Annotated in this window: 16 protein-coding genes and 1 pseudogene; 10 read left to right on the forward strand and 7 right to left on the reverse strand. The window is 54.9% G+C overall.

Annotated features, from left to right (window positions below):
* Positions 1–53 precede the first annotated feature (53 nt).
* Positions 54–1076 carry an AraC family transcriptional regulator gene (locus tag AC07RN_RS02275; protein ID WP_478335463.1) on the reverse strand — a complete coding sequence of 341 codons (1023 nt, stop codon included), beginning with the start codon at positions 1074–1076 and terminating at the stop codon, positions 54–56.
* Positions 1077–1137: 61 nt separating this feature from the next.
* On the opposite strand from AC07RN_RS02275, the gene AC07RN_RS02280 reads away from it, so the two are divergent.
* Entirely contained in the window at positions 1138–2340 is a 1203-nt protein-coding gene (locus tag AC07RN_RS02280; RefSeq protein WP_478335464.1) for an MFS transporter, read from the forward strand.
* Between the two features lie 239 nt (positions 2341–2579).
* On the opposite strand, the gene AC07RN_RS02285 is transcribed toward AC07RN_RS02280, so the two are convergent.
* From AC07RN_RS02285 to AC07RN_RS02300, 4 genes and pseudogenes are all read right to left on the reverse strand, one after another.
* On the reverse strand, positions 2580–3455 hold the full coding sequence (locus AC07RN_RS02285) for an SMP-30/gluconolactonase/LRE family protein (RefSeq protein ID WP_478335465.1): 876 nt from the start codon (positions 3453–3455) through the stop codon (positions 2580–2582).
* Between the two features lies 1 nt (position 3456).
* A complete protein-coding gene (locus tag AC07RN_RS02290; protein WP_478335792.1) occupies positions 3457–4296 on the reverse strand; it encodes an SDR family NAD(P)-dependent oxidoreductase in 840 nt (279 codons plus the stop codon).
* Positions 4297–4417: 121 nt separating this feature from the next.
* Positions 4418–5329, reverse strand: a complete 912-nt coding sequence (locus AC07RN_RS02295) for a LysR family transcriptional regulator (protein ID WP_478335466.1) — start codon at positions 5327–5329, stop codon at positions 4418–4420.
* A gap of 156 nt (positions 5330–5485) precedes the next feature.
* Positions 5486–5977, reverse strand: a pseudogene (locus AC07RN_RS02300) (autotransporter outer membrane beta-barrel domain-containing protein); the annotation flags it as partial.
* Between the two features lie 369 nt (positions 5978–6346).
* Here AC07RN_RS02300 and rutA point away from each other — a divergent pair.
* From rutA to rutG, 7 genes are read left to right on the forward strand one after another with little or no spacing between them, the layout of a single operon-like run.
* Complete coding sequence (rutA, locus tag AC07RN_RS02305) at positions 6347–7438, forward strand: pyrimidine utilization protein A (protein ID WP_449553526.1); 1092 nt, start codon at positions 6347–6349, stop codon at positions 7436–7438.
* Positions 7438–8130, forward strand: a complete 693-nt coding sequence (gene rutB / locus AC07RN_RS02310) for a pyrimidine utilization protein B (protein WP_012016921.1) — start codon at positions 7438–7440, stop codon at positions 8128–8130. The genes rutA and rutB overlap by 1 nt, the downstream gene beginning before the upstream one ends.
* Before the next feature lie 11 nt (positions 8131–8141).
* Entirely contained in the window at positions 8142–8528 is a 387-nt protein-coding gene (rutC, locus tag AC07RN_RS02315; RefSeq protein ID WP_012016920.1) for a pyrimidine utilization protein C, read from the forward strand.
* A 7-nt stretch (positions 8529–8535) separates the two neighbouring features.
* Complete coding sequence (gene rutD, locus AC07RN_RS02320) at positions 8536–9348, forward strand: pyrimidine utilization protein D (protein WP_478335467.1); 813 nt, start codon at positions 8536–8538, stop codon at positions 9346–9348.
* A complete protein-coding gene (locus AC07RN_RS02325; RefSeq protein WP_478335468.1) occupies positions 9345–9935 on the forward strand; it encodes a malonic semialdehyde reductase in 591 nt (196 codons plus the stop codon). The genes rutD and AC07RN_RS02325 overlap by 4 nt, the downstream gene beginning before the upstream one ends.
* A gap of 9 nt (positions 9936–9944) precedes the next feature.
* Positions 9945–10439 (forward strand): NADH-dependent FMN reductase RutF, encoded by a 495-nt coding sequence (gene rutF, locus AC07RN_RS02330; protein ID WP_235135280.1) that lies wholly within the window; start codon positions 9945–9947, stop codon positions 10437–10439.
* A gap of 21 nt (positions 10440–10460) precedes the next feature.
* Positions 10461–11789, forward strand: a complete 1329-nt coding sequence (rutG, locus tag AC07RN_RS02335) for a pyrimidine utilization transport protein G (protein WP_478335469.1) — start codon at positions 10461–10463, stop codon at positions 11787–11789.
* Here the strand turns inward: rutG and AC07RN_RS02340 are convergent.
* Together AC07RN_RS02340 and AC07RN_RS02345 are read right to left on the reverse strand one after the other, a co-directional pair.
* Complete coding sequence (locus AC07RN_RS02340; RefSeq protein ID WP_235135278.1) at positions 11777–12700, reverse strand: DMT family transporter; 924 nt, start codon at positions 12698–12700, stop codon at positions 11777–11779. The two genes, rutG and AC07RN_RS02340, sit on opposite strands and share 13 nt — an antisense overlap.
* Before the next feature lie 156 nt (positions 12701–12856).
* The gene (locus AC07RN_RS02345) at positions 12857–13030 is read right to left on the reverse strand and encodes a con-10 family general stress protein (protein ID WP_012016914.1); all 174 of its coding nucleotides are present in this window, start codon (positions 13028–13030) and stop codon (positions 12857–12859) included.
* Positions 13031–13425: 395 nt separating this feature from the next.
* Here AC07RN_RS02345 and wrbA point away from each other — a divergent pair, with 395 nt between their 5' ends.
* Together wrbA and AC07RN_RS02355 are read left to right on the forward strand one after the other, a co-directional pair.
* Complete coding sequence (wrbA, locus tag AC07RN_RS02350; protein WP_059178377.1) at positions 13426–14022, forward strand: NAD(P)H:quinone oxidoreductase; 597 nt, start codon at positions 13426–13428, stop codon at positions 14020–14022.
* A 19-nt stretch (positions 14023–14041) separates the two neighbouring features.
* Positions 14042–14269 (forward strand): YccJ family protein, encoded by a 228-nt coding sequence (locus AC07RN_RS02355; RefSeq protein ID WP_012016912.1) that lies wholly within the window; start codon positions 14042–14044, stop codon positions 14267–14269.
* Positions 14270–14276: the final 7 nt, after the last annotated feature.

Here is a 14276-nt window from a genome sequence, read left to right on the forward strand (position 1 = left end):
TTAATGCTGAGCGCGGCCCCTGCAGCGAATACAGAAAATGATAGATATAACGTTCACTCATTTAATTTATTAACGCTTTTCGCTGAACGTTGCCGCATAGCGCCCGGCGGATATCCATTTATGCGCTTAAAAGCTCTGCTAAATGCTGCCTGTGAGGCATAGCCAAGACGTAAAGCTACCGTGTCGATTGAGATCTTATCGTGAATGATCCAGTGACCAGCGAGGCGCATTCGTACTTCCCTTGCATAGCGCTGGGGGGGTATCCCAATGATTGATGTAAAACGTTCAGCAAAAACAGAACGTGACACATGAGACTGGGCAGCAAGCTCAGCAACAGACCACTCCCGACTGGTATCACGATGGATGGTCAGAATCGCACGGGCAAGCCGCGGATCACGTAGCGCAGCGATAAGGCCAGCGGCTTTCTCGCTGCCGTTTTCGATCCATCCACGCACGATCATGGCAGCAGCCACTTCGGCAAGGCGTGCCAGAATGCCCGCGAAGCCAGCGCGTCCGGAACAGATTTCAAATTTCATGGCGCCTAAAATGGGAACCAGCCCCGGATATATCTTTTCGTTTGCCTCAACCACTATGGCTTGCGGCATCAGTTTACCCAGGCCCTGCATTCCACCTAGATCGAACTCCATACAGCCATAAAACAGAACTGTGCTGGGAGTCGGATGCGTACTGGGGCAGGTATTGATTCCGCTGACGGCCTCGCCTAAAGGCGCAGAGCCTAACGTATCGATATGATGAATTGCACAGCCAACATCCGATATAAGCTGATGCTCCTCACCCTGGGGCATAAATACCATGCTTCCGGCTTTCAGCTCATGAAGCGCACCATCGTTTGTACGAAGCAGCGCCGTTCCCACAGCAATGTAATGAAAATAGGCATGGCCCTGTCTATTGCTAAAACCGATACCAAACTCAGATCCAGTCTGTAAACGGCGGTACTGCACGCCACGCAGGCGCATTTCAAGTAGCAGTTCACTGATGAGTTCGGATGACAGAGCAAAATGTTTATTCACATGTACTTCCGGCGTTTCGGGTAAATAATCAGGATGTAGCATCATAGATCGTCCGGCCTCTCAACTCTAGACTTGGAACCTGAATTTTTCCTGAAAAGAGTGTGTTATGAGAAATGAAGCAACTGAAGCTGTATCCGCGAGTCTGCATAGTTCTGAACCCAAAGAATCAGCATGGATGGCTGTTACTTCCCTAACCATGGGTGTGTTTGGGTTGCTGACTGCAGAATATCTTCCTGCCAGCCTGCTGACACCTATGGCCGCCGATCTTGGTGTGACCGAAGCCCTGGCTGGTCAGGCTGTGACGGTTACAGCAGTGGTGGCACTGTTTGCTGGCCTTATGGTTCCACGCCTGACACGTAATTACGATCGCCGAAATGTCTTGCTTGGTTTTACCGTGCTAATGATTGCTTCCAATCTGCTTGTGGCACTTTCATCGAGCCTGTCAATCGTGCTAGTGATGCGCATTCTGCTGGGTATCGCGCTGGGAGGTTTCTGGAGTATGGCCGCCGCCGTCGCTATGCGGCTGGTCCCTGCTAAAAGCGTTCCGCGTGCACTCTCCATTATTTTTAGCGGTATCGCCGTCGGCACCGTCGTTTCGATTCCACTGGGGAGCTATTTAGGTGGGCTTTACGGCTGGCGAAGCGCTTTTATCGCTGCAACCGCAGTAGGTGTGCTGACACTAATTTTCCAGCTGTTTACGCTTCCTGCTATGGCTCCGCGCAAGATGATGTTAACGGCGTCTGTGATGGATGTGCTTCGTCGCCCAGGCATAGCGATTGGAATGACAGGATGCGTTGTTGCTCATACTGGCCAGTATGCGCTGTTTACCTATATTCGTCCGGCTCTTGAAAACATTACTCACCTTGATGTAGACCATTTATCTTTAATACTGCTTGGATTCGGCGTGGCTAATTTTATCGGGACGCTGCTGGCCGGTTGGCTGATGGAAAGAAGTCTGCGTTTAACCCTGATACTGATGCCGGCACTTGTCGGTCTGGCAGCACTGGGCATGATTTTATTGCCACTGGAAGAAAACGGATTGATATTGTTCGTTGCGTTGTGGGGCATGGCCTTTGGTGGCGTACCCGTGGCGTGGTCAAACTGGGTAGCACGTTCCGTTCCGGATCAGGCTGAAACCGCAGGGGGTATGGTGGTCGCAGCAGTTCAGTCTTCAATTGCTGCTGGTGCTGCGTTGGGAGGTTTACTCTTTAGTATCAGCGGGGTAACAGGAGTTTTCATTACGGCTGGTTGTATAATGTTTCTTGCCACACTTGTTATTGGACTGAAAGTGAAGGTCGCGATGACCTGATCGTTTCGAATATGACCCCGCTTTAAATAATGGCCAGCAGAACCCGATGGCTGGCCTGAATAGAAGCAATGAAACTTCCTACGGCTTTGCGCTTAATATAATGTCAGCTCTTCGCTCACGACCAACCGTGGATGCGCATCGAGAAACTTTGTTCCATTATGTTTGCTGCTGCTACCTTTCGAAAGGCTGCTTCAGCCATTTTCATCGCTAACACAACACGAGATCCTCCTGCCTTTCCGTCACGCTTTGAACAGATATCGTGGATTGCCCGATATTTTGGGAATGATGGCATACAGATCTCCGGCGTTTGGGTATGTAATCAACTCTTGGGGCGTCATCGCGAAACGAGCAGTCGTAATGAATAACGTCCCCAACCCCTTGCCTCCGAAGCAGCAACTGGTAGGCCGCGGAACCGGCATTAGCACACGATCGCTCAGGTGTCCGTAGCGGTCATAGCGTAACAAACATCCGCCATTGAACTGACAGACCCATAAGCCCCCCTCCTTATCCAGCGCGATACCATCAGGACGCCCCAGTTCGGTAGGCGTTTTTATAAATAATCTGACATCTTCTGGCATACCGTGAGCGGTATAGGTCGCCTGAAAAATCGAACATGCAATCGAATCGACAAAAAAGAGGGTATTCCCATCTTCCGACCAGGCAAGCCCATTAGGCAGCGCGATTCCCTGCTGGATTGAATGGACGTTACCGAGGCTATCAAACCGGTACAGAGCGCCGGATTTGCGATCCGGCCCCTCATGCATGAGCCCAGTAATAAAGCGTCCCTGTGGATCGCAGGCTCCGTCGTTAAAACGATAACCTGCGCTATCATGAATTCCGGCATGGATGTGGCTCACGTCTCCGGTCCGGATATCAAGCATGGCAACACTTGCTTTTTCCGTGAAGAGTAGATTGCCTTTATCCGTGAGCGCCAATGCCCCAATGTGTACCGCCGACTCATGAACGATTTCAACCTTTCCATGGGGCAGCAGCACCTTGATCTTTCCGCGAGTGATATCCACGAAATACAGCACACCGTTCTCATCATCCCAGACCGGGCTTTCGCCAAGCTCAGCGCCGATTCTGGCAACATGACGCAGATCGTTATTAGCCATTTCAGGTCTCTTTTATCTGTTGCCATTGGGCGGCAACGTCCGCCACGTTTTCGCATTCAATTCGCTTCAGGTCTGTTGGATAGACCACGCCGGGGTTCTCACAAAAACGTGTTGCGGTAAACTGACCATTGCTGGCTCGGAGGATGTAACCCGTGTCCTGACACAACGGACTCGCCAGGTACAGAACTCCCGGCGCGACCCACTCTGGTTTGAGGTCAGCGGGAGGCTGCGAACTTCCCCACATGCGCGTTCTGGCAACCGGAGAGATGGCGTTCACAAGAATGCCATGCTGTTCGCCTTCCAGGCTCAGGGCATTCATGATACCGACCTGAGCCATCTTGCCTGCAGCATAAGCCACAAGGCCCGACTGGGCATAACGCTGATACATGGCGCGATCGGACGTAGTCAACACAATGCGCGGCGAAGAAGAGTCCTTAAGGTATGGCCAGGCATATTGACTCAACCAGATCGGCGCTCGCAGGTTGATATCGATGGCACGCTCCAGGAAATCCGCATCCAGATCTTCGATAAGTTGATAGTCTACCCAGCCTGCGTTGTGGATCAGGATGTCCAGTTTACCGAACCGCGTGATAGCCAGTTCAATGAGTTCCCTGCAGCCCGTCTCGTTATCCAGGCGTCCGCTATGTGAGATCAACTGCCCGCTGTCGAAACGCAGGGCGCGACAGGCTTCTGCGATCACATCCTCAGTAGCACCTTCTCCAGACCGGTTGGTGCCAAGGTCGCTGATAACAACGCACGCTCCTTGATCTAATAGCGACTGCGCGTATGCCTGTCCCTGCCCTGCGCCGGTAATGATCGCGACCTTGTGTTGCAAAAGCATATCGGTAAGAGGGTATTTATGGCTCATGCTGAATCTCCGTGAACAAGAATGTCACGATGATGGAATGGCACACGCAGCCGGTAAAATATATTATTTATAGGGTAATGAGATCTGGAACGTCTCAATCCACCTTGAGTGTCATAACCCTACGTATCTCTTCGATTAATTTATCCCGGATTATCGACGTCGAGTGCGCATTCCACCCCATTAAGAGTTCCACATGTTTCAGTTCATCCGGAGCATCGACCTCGAGTGGCCTGAATACCACGTCTTCCCGCACCTCATGCGCCAGTGAGGCGGGTAACAGCGCGACGCCGAAGCCGCTGGCAACCAGCGTAACGAGTGTCTGCAGTTGTCGGGCTTGTTGTGAAATGTGAGGTCTGAATCCTGCAGCTTCGCAGAGCTGAATCAGCTGGTCGTGAAACCCCTGCCCCAGGTGGCGTGGTGGCGAAACAAAGTGGTCATTTTGAAGTGCTGCGAGTTTAACGGTTCCACTATCTGCTAAACGGTGTGCGGCAGGCAGAGCGATCACAACAGGCTCACGCAATATGGCGTCAAAACGCAGGCCTGGCGAGGTCCTGCCTGGCGGTCGCATAAATCCAAGATCTGCCCGTCCCTGTTCGAGGGCATCAATCTGTTCCTGGGTCGTGGCCTCTTCCATTGTGAAGGAAACCGCCGGGTAGGCTGCGCGAAAATTTTTCAGGGCGCGTAACAGAGGGACATAACCAGCAAGGCTGATAAAGGTCAGGGTCAAATGACCTTCAATCCCCTGTGACACGCGCCGGGTTTTTTCAACGCCCTCATCGAGAAGACGTAACACGTCTCGCGCTGAGTCGAGAAAAGTCACCCCCGCAGGCGTCAGCGACACGCTGCGATTTGTGCGTTCAAACAGCGAAACACCTATCTCCTGCTCAAGTCTACGAATGGCCTGGCTCAAGGGAGGCTGTGCCATATGAAGACGCTGTGCGGCCCGGTTGAAGTGCAGCTCTTCTGCAACGGCTATGAACTGGGTAAGAAGTCGGGTTTCAATCATGAGATGCTATGGATACCATTATCATGTTTATAAGATCCATAGCATATTACTGATTCACTTACACACTCTCACTGCAGTATCGCCAGGCTTTTCATTCTGAAGACGTCTCTGAGAAGTACAAAACCGGGCTTAAAGGCCCGGTTTTACTAGCGGGAATTACCACTCCCAACGCAAACCAGCATTGACTTGCCAGTTCGTATTAATATCACCGCCTGAAGATTTCTCAAGATCGAGATAGAAGCGAGAGTTGTTGTCTTCTGATAACTGAACATTGGTACCAATACCGTAGTTTATCCAGCTATCTTTCCCATCTCTTTCGTCACCCAAAACAGTGTCTTTGCCTCGAACAGTAATATTACGATCGCCAGCAAACTCGTGTAGGAAGTCTGCTTTCAGATAAATGTCATTGTTGCTATTTTCCTCAAACCGATGTCCTACCCGTACTCCGACGCGACCAATAACACTGTTAACATCGTCTTGATTTACCTTTAACCCACTACTTGTGGTGTAGTTGGCGTTATTAATATGCGTGTATACCAGTTGTCCTTGTGGTTCGCTGAAATTGCCATTCTCTGCTGAAAACTCACGACCATATTCTGCACTCGCGCTCCAGGCTCCATGACTTGTTGAACCATGCCCGATAGATCCAAAAATTATTTGCCGCATCAGCAATCCAAATATCTTCTTTCAGATCGGCAAGTTTGTTGACATTTAAAGCTTCAATATAGTGAGAGCCACAGGGGGCGATCGGTCGGACTGATGGCCCAATGCACATCGCCTTAACGCATCCTGCACCGCCATCGCGCATAACTGCCTGTTTTGCGTGCATCTCTTTTGACCATTCAGTCCACTTTTTTAGCACTCAATTCATCAACTAAGAGTTAACACATTAATAACACTAGCAATTTAAAAACTGGCATCACCTTTGCAAAATCATTCTCACGAGGCTGAACAGGAAATGCAGGATGCAGCGCCACGTCTGACTTTCACCCACATTGAGATGTAGAGAGGTTCGTGATGAAAATTGGCGTATTCGTCCCCATTGGCAACAACGGCTGGTTGATCTCCACGACGGCTCCGCAGTACATGCCGACCTTTGAGCTGAACAAAGCTATCGTGCAGAAAGCCGAGCACTATCATTTCGATTTTGCACTCTCGATGATCAAGCTGCGCGGCTTTGGCGGCAAAACCGAGTTCTGGGATCACAACCTGGAGTCGTTCACCCTAATGGCAGGCCTCGCGGCGGTCACCTCACGTATCCAGATTTACGCCACCGCCGCCACGCTCACCCTGCCCCCGGCGATTGTCGCGCGCATGGCATCTACAATTGATTCCATCTCTGGCGGGCGTTTTGGCGTCAACCTCGTCACCGGCTGGCAAAAACCGGAGTATGACCAGATGGGGATCTGGCCGGGCGATGAATATTTCTCGCGCCGCTACGACTACCTCACCGAGTACGTGCAGGTCCTGCGCGATCTGTGGGGCACGGGCAAAAGCGACTTCAAGGGCGACTACTTCACCATGAACGACTGCCGCGTCAGCCCGCAGCCTTCCACGCCGATGAAGGTGATTTGCGCCGGACAGAGTGACGCGGGGATGGCGTTTTCCGCCCAGCACGCTGACTTTAACTTCTGCTTCGGCAAAGGCGTCAACACGCCTGCTGCCTTCGCCCCAACCGCAGCACGCATGAAAGATGCCGCCGAAAAAACCGGTCGCGACGTGGGATCGTACGTCCTGTTTATGGTCATCGCCGATGAAACCGATGAGGCCGCGCGCGCCAAATGGGAACACTACAAAGCCGGGGCCGACGAAGACGCCCTGAGCTGGCTGACTGAACAGAGCCAAAAAGACACCCGTTCCGGCGCGGACACCAACGTGCGCCAGATGGCAGACCCCACTTCCGCCGTCAACATCAACATGGGCACGCTGGTCGGGTCCTATGCCAGCGTGGCGAAAATGCTCGATGAGGTTGCCAGCGTGCCGGGTGCTGAAGGCGTCCTGCTGACCTTTGATGATTTCCTTCAAGGTGTTGAAACCTTTGGGGAGCGCATTCAGCCGCTGATGCAGTGCCGCTCGCACATCCCAGCCGTGACCCGGGAGGTAGCGTGATGACGACCTTACCCGCACGTCCGGAAGCCATTACCTTTGCACCGCAACACAGCGCGCTGATTGTGGTCGATATGCAAAACGCCTACGCCAGCCAGGGCGGTTATCTGGATCTGGCGGGCTTTGACGTTTCGGCCACCCAACCGGTTATCGCCAACATCAAAACCGCCGTGGCCGCCGCACGCGCCGCAGGCATCCTGATCATCTGGTTTCAAAACGGCTGGGACGATCAATACGTTGAGGCAGGTGGCCCAGGTTCACCCAATTTTCATAAATCAAACGCACTGAAAACCATGCGCAACCGCCCAGAACTGCAGGGCACGCTGCTGGCAAAAGGCGGCTGGGATTATCAACTGGTGGATGAACTTGTCCCGGAGCCGGGCGACATCGTGCTGCCCAAACCGCGCTACAGTGGATTTTTCAACACCCCGCTCGATAGCCTGCTGCGCAGCCGCGGCATTCGCCATCTGATCTTCACCGGGATCGCCACCAACGTCTGTGTGGAATCAACACTGCGCGACGGCTTTTTCCTGGAATATTTCGGCGTGGTGCTGGAGGACGCGACCCATCAGGCCGGGCCGGAGTTTGCGCAGAAAGCCGCGTTATTCAATATCGAAACCTTCTTTGGCTGGGTCAGCACTGTCGCCGATTTTTGCGATGCCGTCTCGCCGCCTTCATTAGCCCGCATCGCCTGAGGAGCAACACTATGCCGAAATCCGTGATTATTCCCGCGGGCACCAGCACGCCCATTGCCCCGTTTGTTCCAGGCACTCTCGCCGACGGCGTGGTGTACGTTTCGGGCACGCTGCCGTTCGATGAGTTTAACAACGTGGTCTATCCCGATGACCCAAAGGCGCAAACCCGCCACGTGCTCGAGACTATCAGGCGCGTTATCGAGACGGCGGGTGGCACGATGGAGGACGTGACCTTCAACAGCATCTTTATCACCGACTGGAAAAACTACGCCGCGATTAATGAAATCTACGCGGAATTTTTCCCCGGCGATAAACCGGCGCGTTTTTGCATCCAGTGCGGGCTGGTAAAGCCAGAAGCGTTGGTTGAAATCGCCAGCGTTGCACACATCGCAAAGTGAGGCTGCCATGAAAATATCTCTCTCGCCGCCCCCTTTTGCCGACGCGCCCGTGGTGGTTCTGATTGCCGGACTCGGCGGGAACGGCAGCTACTGGCTGCCACAGCTCGCCGCGCTGGAGCAGGAATATCAGGTGGTGTGCTACGACCAACGCGGCACCGGCAATAACGCCGGGGAACTCCCCCACGGCTACACGCTGGGAAATATGGCCGACGAACTGTATCAGGCTTTGCTTAACGCTGGCATCCCGCGATTCACCGTGATCGGTCACGCGCTGGGGGCATTGGTCGGATTGCAGCTGGCTATTGCGCATCCCGACGCCGTGCGCGCGCTGGTGTGCGTAAACGGCTGGCTGTCGCTGAACGCCCATACCCGCCGCTGCTTCCAGATCCGCGAACGCCTGCTCCACGCAGGAGGTGAGCAGGCGTGGGTCGAGGCCCAACCGCTGTTTCTTTATCCGGCGGACTGGATGGCGGCGCGCGCCCCGCGCATGGAGGCCGAAGAGGCGCTGGCGCTCGCCCATTTTCAGGGAACCAATAATCTCCAACGCAGGCTGCAGGCCCTGAAACAGGCGGACTTTCGCGCTCAGGCCAAGCACGTTCGCTGCCCGGTGCAGATTATCTGCTCCACCGACGATCTGCTGGTGCCCTCCGTCTGCTCGACTGAGCTACACGCCGCCTTACCCGGCAGCCATAAGACGGTCATGCGCCAGGGCGGACACGCCTGCAACGTGACCGATCCCGATACGTTTAACGCGTTGTTGCTCAACGGGCTCGCCAGCCTGATGCACAACCCAGAACCGGTTTTTAAGGAGTCTCAATGAGCGAAGCCATCACCCCGACGGCAATGAAGACGCTGTTTACCGAGGCCAGGACGCACAACGGCTGGCAAGAAATGCCGGTCAGCGACGAGACGCTGCGCGAGATTTACGACCTGATGAAATGGGGTCCTACCTCCGCCAACTGCTCCCCCGCGCGAATAGTGTTTGTCCGCACGCCTGAGGGCAAAGAGAAGCTGCGTCCGTCACTCTCGAGCGGCAACCTGGCGAAAACGCTGGCCGCGCCTGTGACCGCCATCATTGCCTGGGACAGTGAGTTTTACGAGCGTCTGCCGGAGCTGTTCCCGCACGGCGATGCGCGCAGCTGGTTTACCTCAAGCCCGGCGCTTGCCGAAGAGACCGCCTTTCGCAACAGCGCCATGCAGGCGGCGTACCTGATTTTTGCCTGTCGGGCGCTGGGGCTGGATACCGGCCCGATGTCCGGTTTCGATCGGCAAAAGGTAGACGAGGCCTTTTTCACCGGCACCACGCTGAAAAGCAATCTGTTGATCAACATTGGCTACGGCGACGTCAGCAAAGTGTATGGCCGCCTGCCGCGGCTCTCCTTTGAAGACGCCTGTGGGCTGGTATAAGGAGCGAACATGAGCACTCTGGACGTACAAACCTTTCGCGATGCGATGGCCTGCGTGGGCGCAGCGGTCAATATTATTACCACCGATGGCCCTGCCGGGCAGGCCGGTTTTACCGCCAGCGCCGTGTGCAGCGTGACCGATTCGCCCCCAACCCTGCTGGTGTGTTTGAACCGCGGGGCCTCCGTCTGGCCGACGTTCAACGAAAACCGTACCCTGTGCGTGAACACGCTCAGCGCCGGACAGGAGCCGCTTTCCAATCTGTTTGGCGGCAAAACGCCCATGGCTGAACGCTTCGCTGCCGCACGCTGGCAAACCGGCGAGACGGGCTGTCCGAGGCTGGAAGACGCGCTCGCCTCGTTCGACTGCCGCATCAGCCAGGTGGTGAGCGTAGGCACGCACGACATTCTGTTTTGCACCATCGAGTCCATTACCCGCCACCCTGCGCCGCAAGGCCTGGTGTGGTTCGACCGCGGCTATCACGCACTGTTGCGACCCGCCTGTTAACCCTCCTTAAGGAGATAGCTCATGGCAATGTTCGGTTTTCCCCACTGGCAGTTGAAATCGACCTCTACTGAACACGGCGTGGTCGCGCCGGATGAACGGCTTCCCTTTGCCCAAACCGCCGTCATGGGGGTGCAGCACGCGGTCGCCATGTTTGGCGCGACGGTACTGATGCCCATCTTGATGGGGCTGGATCCTAACCTGTCGATTCTGATGTCGGGCGTCGGCACGCTGCTGTTCTTCCTGATAACCGGTGGACGTGTGCCGAGCTATCTCGGGTCAAGCGCCGCATTTGTGGGGGTGGTGATTGCCGCAACGGGCTTTAACGGCCAGGGCATCAACCCCAACATTAGCGTGGCGCTCGGGGGGATTATCGCCTGCGGATTCATCTATACCCTTATCGGGCTGGTAGTGATGAAGGTCGGCACCCGCTGGATCGAACGGCTGATGCCGCCGGTGGTGACGGGCGCGGTGGTGATGGCGATTGGCCTGAATCTCGCGCCGATTGCGGTGAAAGGCGTTTCGGGCTCATCGTTTGACAGCTGGATGGCAGTGATGACGGTGCTGTGCATTGGACTGGTTGCCGTCTTCACGCGCGGAATGATCCAGCGCCTGCTGATTCTGGTCGGGCTGATCGTTGCCTGTCTGGTCTATGCGCTGGTGACCAGCGTATTTGCCGTCGGAACGCCGGTGGATTTTACGCTGATGCAAAACGCCGCCTGGTTTGGCCTGCCGCACTTCACTTCGCCGACCTTTAACGGGCAGGCAATCATGCTTATCGCCCCGGTGGCGGTGATACTGGTCGCAGAAAACTTAGGCCATCTGAAAGCGGTCGCAGGGATGACAGGGCGCAATATGGACCCGTACATGGGCCGGGCGTTCGTTGGCGACGGGCTGGCCACTATGCTCTCCGGCTCGGTCGGCGGCAGCGGCGTGACCACGTATGCCGAGAACATCGGCGTGATGGCCGTGACCAAGGTTTACTCTACGCTGGTGTTTGTCGCTGCGGCGGTGATTGCGCTACTGCTCGGTTTCTCGCCAAAATTCGGCGCGCTGATCCACACCATTCCGGCCCCAGTCATCGGCGGCGCATCAATTGTGGTGTTTGGCCTGATTGCCGTTGCCGGAGCGCGTATCTGGGTGCAGCATCATGTCGATCTCAGCCAGAACGGTAATTTGATTATGGTCGCCGTCACGCTGGTCCTGGGGGCGGGAGATTTCGCCCTCACCATCGGCGGTTTTACGCTGGGCGGGATCGGCACGGCTACCTTCGGCGCAATATTACTGAATGCGTTGTTAAGTCGCCGAGGAGCGGGTTTACCGCAGACTGATGCCGTTCATCAGGATTCTTGATTAGCCGTGGCGCTGTCGGCTTCCGCCAGCGCCCTTTTCTTTCTTTTCAGCTTTAACTCACTGACCAGCACGCCCAGGATGATAAAGGCCGCACCGAGCAGCGCCAGCATCGGCAGGCGTTCGCCGGCAAGACGGCCAAAAATCCCTGCCCAAACCGGTTCACCGGTGTAGATAACCGTCGCGCGCGTGGGTGAAACGCTGCGCTGCGCCCAGTTCATCGTGACCTGAATAATGGCGCTGAAAATGCCCAGTCCCAGCGCGACAATTACTAGCCCCGGGGACATCGGCGGAACAGATTCCCCCGCTGGGACCATCGCGATAAACGCCACCAGCGACGCCGTCGCCAGTTGCACAACGGTAACGCGCTTGACGTCTACTTTCCCAGCCCAGGCGCTGATCAGGATAATTTCCGCCGCAATCGCCACTGCGCCAATCAGGGTAATGATTTCGCCCGGCCCCATGACCAGCAGGCTGTCGCCCGGTCCCGCGAGCAGGATCAGTCCAATAAACGCCAGCACGATGCCGATGCAGGACATCAGCCCAGGCATTCTGCCCAGACATAACCACTGCAACAACGGAACCAGCGGAACATACATGGCGGTGATGAATGCCGATTTGCTGCTGGGGATGGTCTGGAGGCCCCAGGTTTGCAGGCTATAGCCCATCGCAATCGAAATGCCAATTACCACGCCCGCTTTCAGCTCGACTAACGTCAGCCCACGTAAGGTTTTAAGCGATATCAGCGCGACCGCGATGGCTGCCGTCGCAAACCGCAGACCGACAAAGAAAAACGGGTCACTCAGCGTCACCGCATACTGTACCGCGAGGAAGGTTCCACCCCAGAACATGGTGATTAAAATCAGGATCGCTTCCTGCGGTTTGATAGAAAAGGCGTAACGAGAGAGGGACATCAGGCACCAGCAGCAAGAATGAAAAGCACGAGTCAATCCGGTAGTGTGCGTTGCCCTGGCTTTTTGTTCAACATCGCGGCAATAAAAAACCGCCGGGAGACCCGGCGGCAGGGGGGTATTTCAGGTTATCGGGCACTGAAATGGGGAGACAACGCGCTAACTTTTGTTACTCCCATGACTATTTTTACCCCCTTTTTTGCCAGCTTCGGATGCGCGCTGAGGATCATTTTTGAAGTTCCCCCCGCTCTGCTGGCCACCTTTACGACCTGCTTCTGATGCTCTGTCACGGTCTTCAGCGAAATTACCTGACCCACCACGATGGTTTGCCATCTCTAACCTCCAGAGTGTAAACATTAGACATCATACTGCATTCAGTAAAAGAGAATTCTTTCACCTGGCGGCGTAGGCCAGCACCTTTTCATCTGTCTGCGCCGCGTGAAACTAAGCTTAGCGGAATGCACCAGGCCAGCCAGTGAACGGTAATATTCTGCAACATGATATCAGCCATTCGGGTGAGATTTCGGGGGCCACATCCATAAGTTTCTCTTATCATTCATAAAAGACGATCCCGTAAAAATGTTTCATTTTGCGACAAAGAAAAATCTTAAATATATTGTTATAAATCAAAGAAATGGCTTTCAGATTTGCAGTCTGCCTGTGACGTCATATCTTTAAATGAACGCAGCGATTCGCTGCCAGCAACCCTAAACGAGGAGTAGTGCAAGATGGCTAAAGTTCTGGTGCTCTATTATTCCATGTACGGACACATCGAAACCATGGCTCACGCCATTGCGGAAGGTGCGAATAAAGTTGATGGCGTTGAGGTGGTGATAAAGCGCGTTCCTGAAACCATGAATGCGGAAGCGTTCCTGAAAGCTGGCGGTAAAACGCAGAATGCCCCGCAAGCGACGCCACAAGAGCTGGCTGACTATGATGCGATTATTTTTGGTACGCCAACCCGTTTCGGCAATATGTCTGGTCAAATGCGGACGTTCCTCGATCAAACCGGCGGCCTGTGGGCATCGGGCGCGCTGTACGGCAAACTCGCCAGCGTCTTTAGCTCAACCGGCACCGGTGGCGGCCAGGAACAGACCATCACCTCAACCTGGACGACGCTTGCGCATCACGGGATGGTGATTGTGCCGATTGGCTACGGGGCACAAGAGTTGTTTGATGTTTCGGCGGTTCGCGGCGGCACGCCTTACGGCGCAACGACGATTGCAGGCGGTGACGGTTCGCGTCAGCCGAGCCAGGAAGAGCTGGCTATTGCGCGTTTCCAGGGTGAACACGTCGCGGGTCTTGCCAAAAAACTGAACGGTTAACCCCAACAGGAGGACATGCATGCCAACTCAACAATCTAAAGCTCATCACGTCGGTGAGTGGGCAAGTCTACGGAATACCTCTCCAGAAATTGCTGAGGCCATCTTTGAAGTCGCGGAATACGACGAAAAACTGGCGGAGAAAATTTGGGAAGAAGGTAATGATGAAGTGCTGGTGCGCGCCTTCGAAAAAACGGACAAAGACTCGCTGTTCTGGGGCGAGCAAACCATCGAACGTAAAAACGTCTGATCGTTCC

The organism is Lelliottia sp. GFLA7, assembly GCF_056490165.1.

Bases quoted from the DNA above. Each gene is read 5' to 3' on its own strand.
- AC07RN_RS02345 (WP_012016914.1), bottom strand. From the start codon at position 13,030: ATGGCAAACCATCGTGGTGGGTCAGGTAATTTCGCTGAAGACCGTGAC.
- rutG (WP_478335469.1), top strand. From the start codon at position 10,461: ATGGCAATGTTCGGTTTTCCCCACTGGCAGTTGAAATCGACCTCTACT.
- AC07RN_RS02325 (WP_478335468.1), top strand. From the start codon at position 9,345: ATGAGCGAAGCCATCACCCCGACGGCAATGAAGACGCTGTTTACCGAG.
- wrbA (WP_059178377.1), top strand. From the start codon at position 13,426: ATGGCTAAAGTTCTGGTGCTCTATTATTCCATGTACGGACACATCGAA.
- rutC (WP_012016920.1), top strand. From the start codon at position 8,142: ATGCCGAAATCCGTGATTATTCCCGCGGGCACCAGCACGCCCATTGCC.
- rutD (WP_478335467.1), top strand. From the start codon at position 8,536: ATGAAAATATCTCTCTCGCCGCCCCCTTTTGCCGACGCGCCCGTGGTG.
- AC07RN_RS02295 (WP_478335466.1), bottom strand. From the start codon at position 5,329: ATGATTGAAACCCGACTTCTTACCCAGTTCATAGCCGTTGCAGAAGAG.
- AC07RN_RS02285 (WP_478335465.1), bottom strand. From the start codon at position 3,455: ATGGCTAATAACGATCTGCGTCATGTTGCCAGAATCGGCGCTGAGCTT.
- rutB (WP_012016921.1), top strand. From the start codon at position 7,438: ATGACGACCTTACCCGCACGTCCGGAAGCCATTACCTTTGCACCGCAA.
- AC07RN_RS02355 (WP_012016912.1), top strand. From the start codon at position 14,042: ATGCCAACTCAACAATCTAAAGCTCATCACGTCGGTGAGTGGGCAAGT.
- AC07RN_RS02290 (WP_478335792.1), bottom strand. From the start codon at position 4,296: ATGCTTTTGCAACACAAGGTCGCGATCATTACCGGCGCAGGGCAGGGA.
- AC07RN_RS02280 (WP_478335464.1), top strand. From the start codon at position 1,138: ATGAGAAATGAAGCAACTGAAGCTGTATCCGCGAGTCTGCATAGTTCT.
- rutF (WP_235135280.1), top strand. From the start codon at position 9,945: ATGAGCACTCTGGACGTACAAACCTTTCGCGATGCGATGGCCTGCGTG.
- rutA (WP_449553526.1), top strand. From the start codon at position 6,347: ATGAAAATTGGCGTATTCGTCCCCATTGGCAACAACGGCTGGTTGATC.
- AC07RN_RS02340 (WP_235135278.1), bottom strand. From the start codon at position 12,700: ATGTCCCTCTCTCGTTACGCCTTTTCTATCAAACCGCAGGAAGCGATC.
- AC07RN_RS02275 (WP_478335463.1), bottom strand. From the start codon at position 1,076: ATGATGCTACATCCTGATTATTTACCCGAAACGCCGGAAGTACATGTG.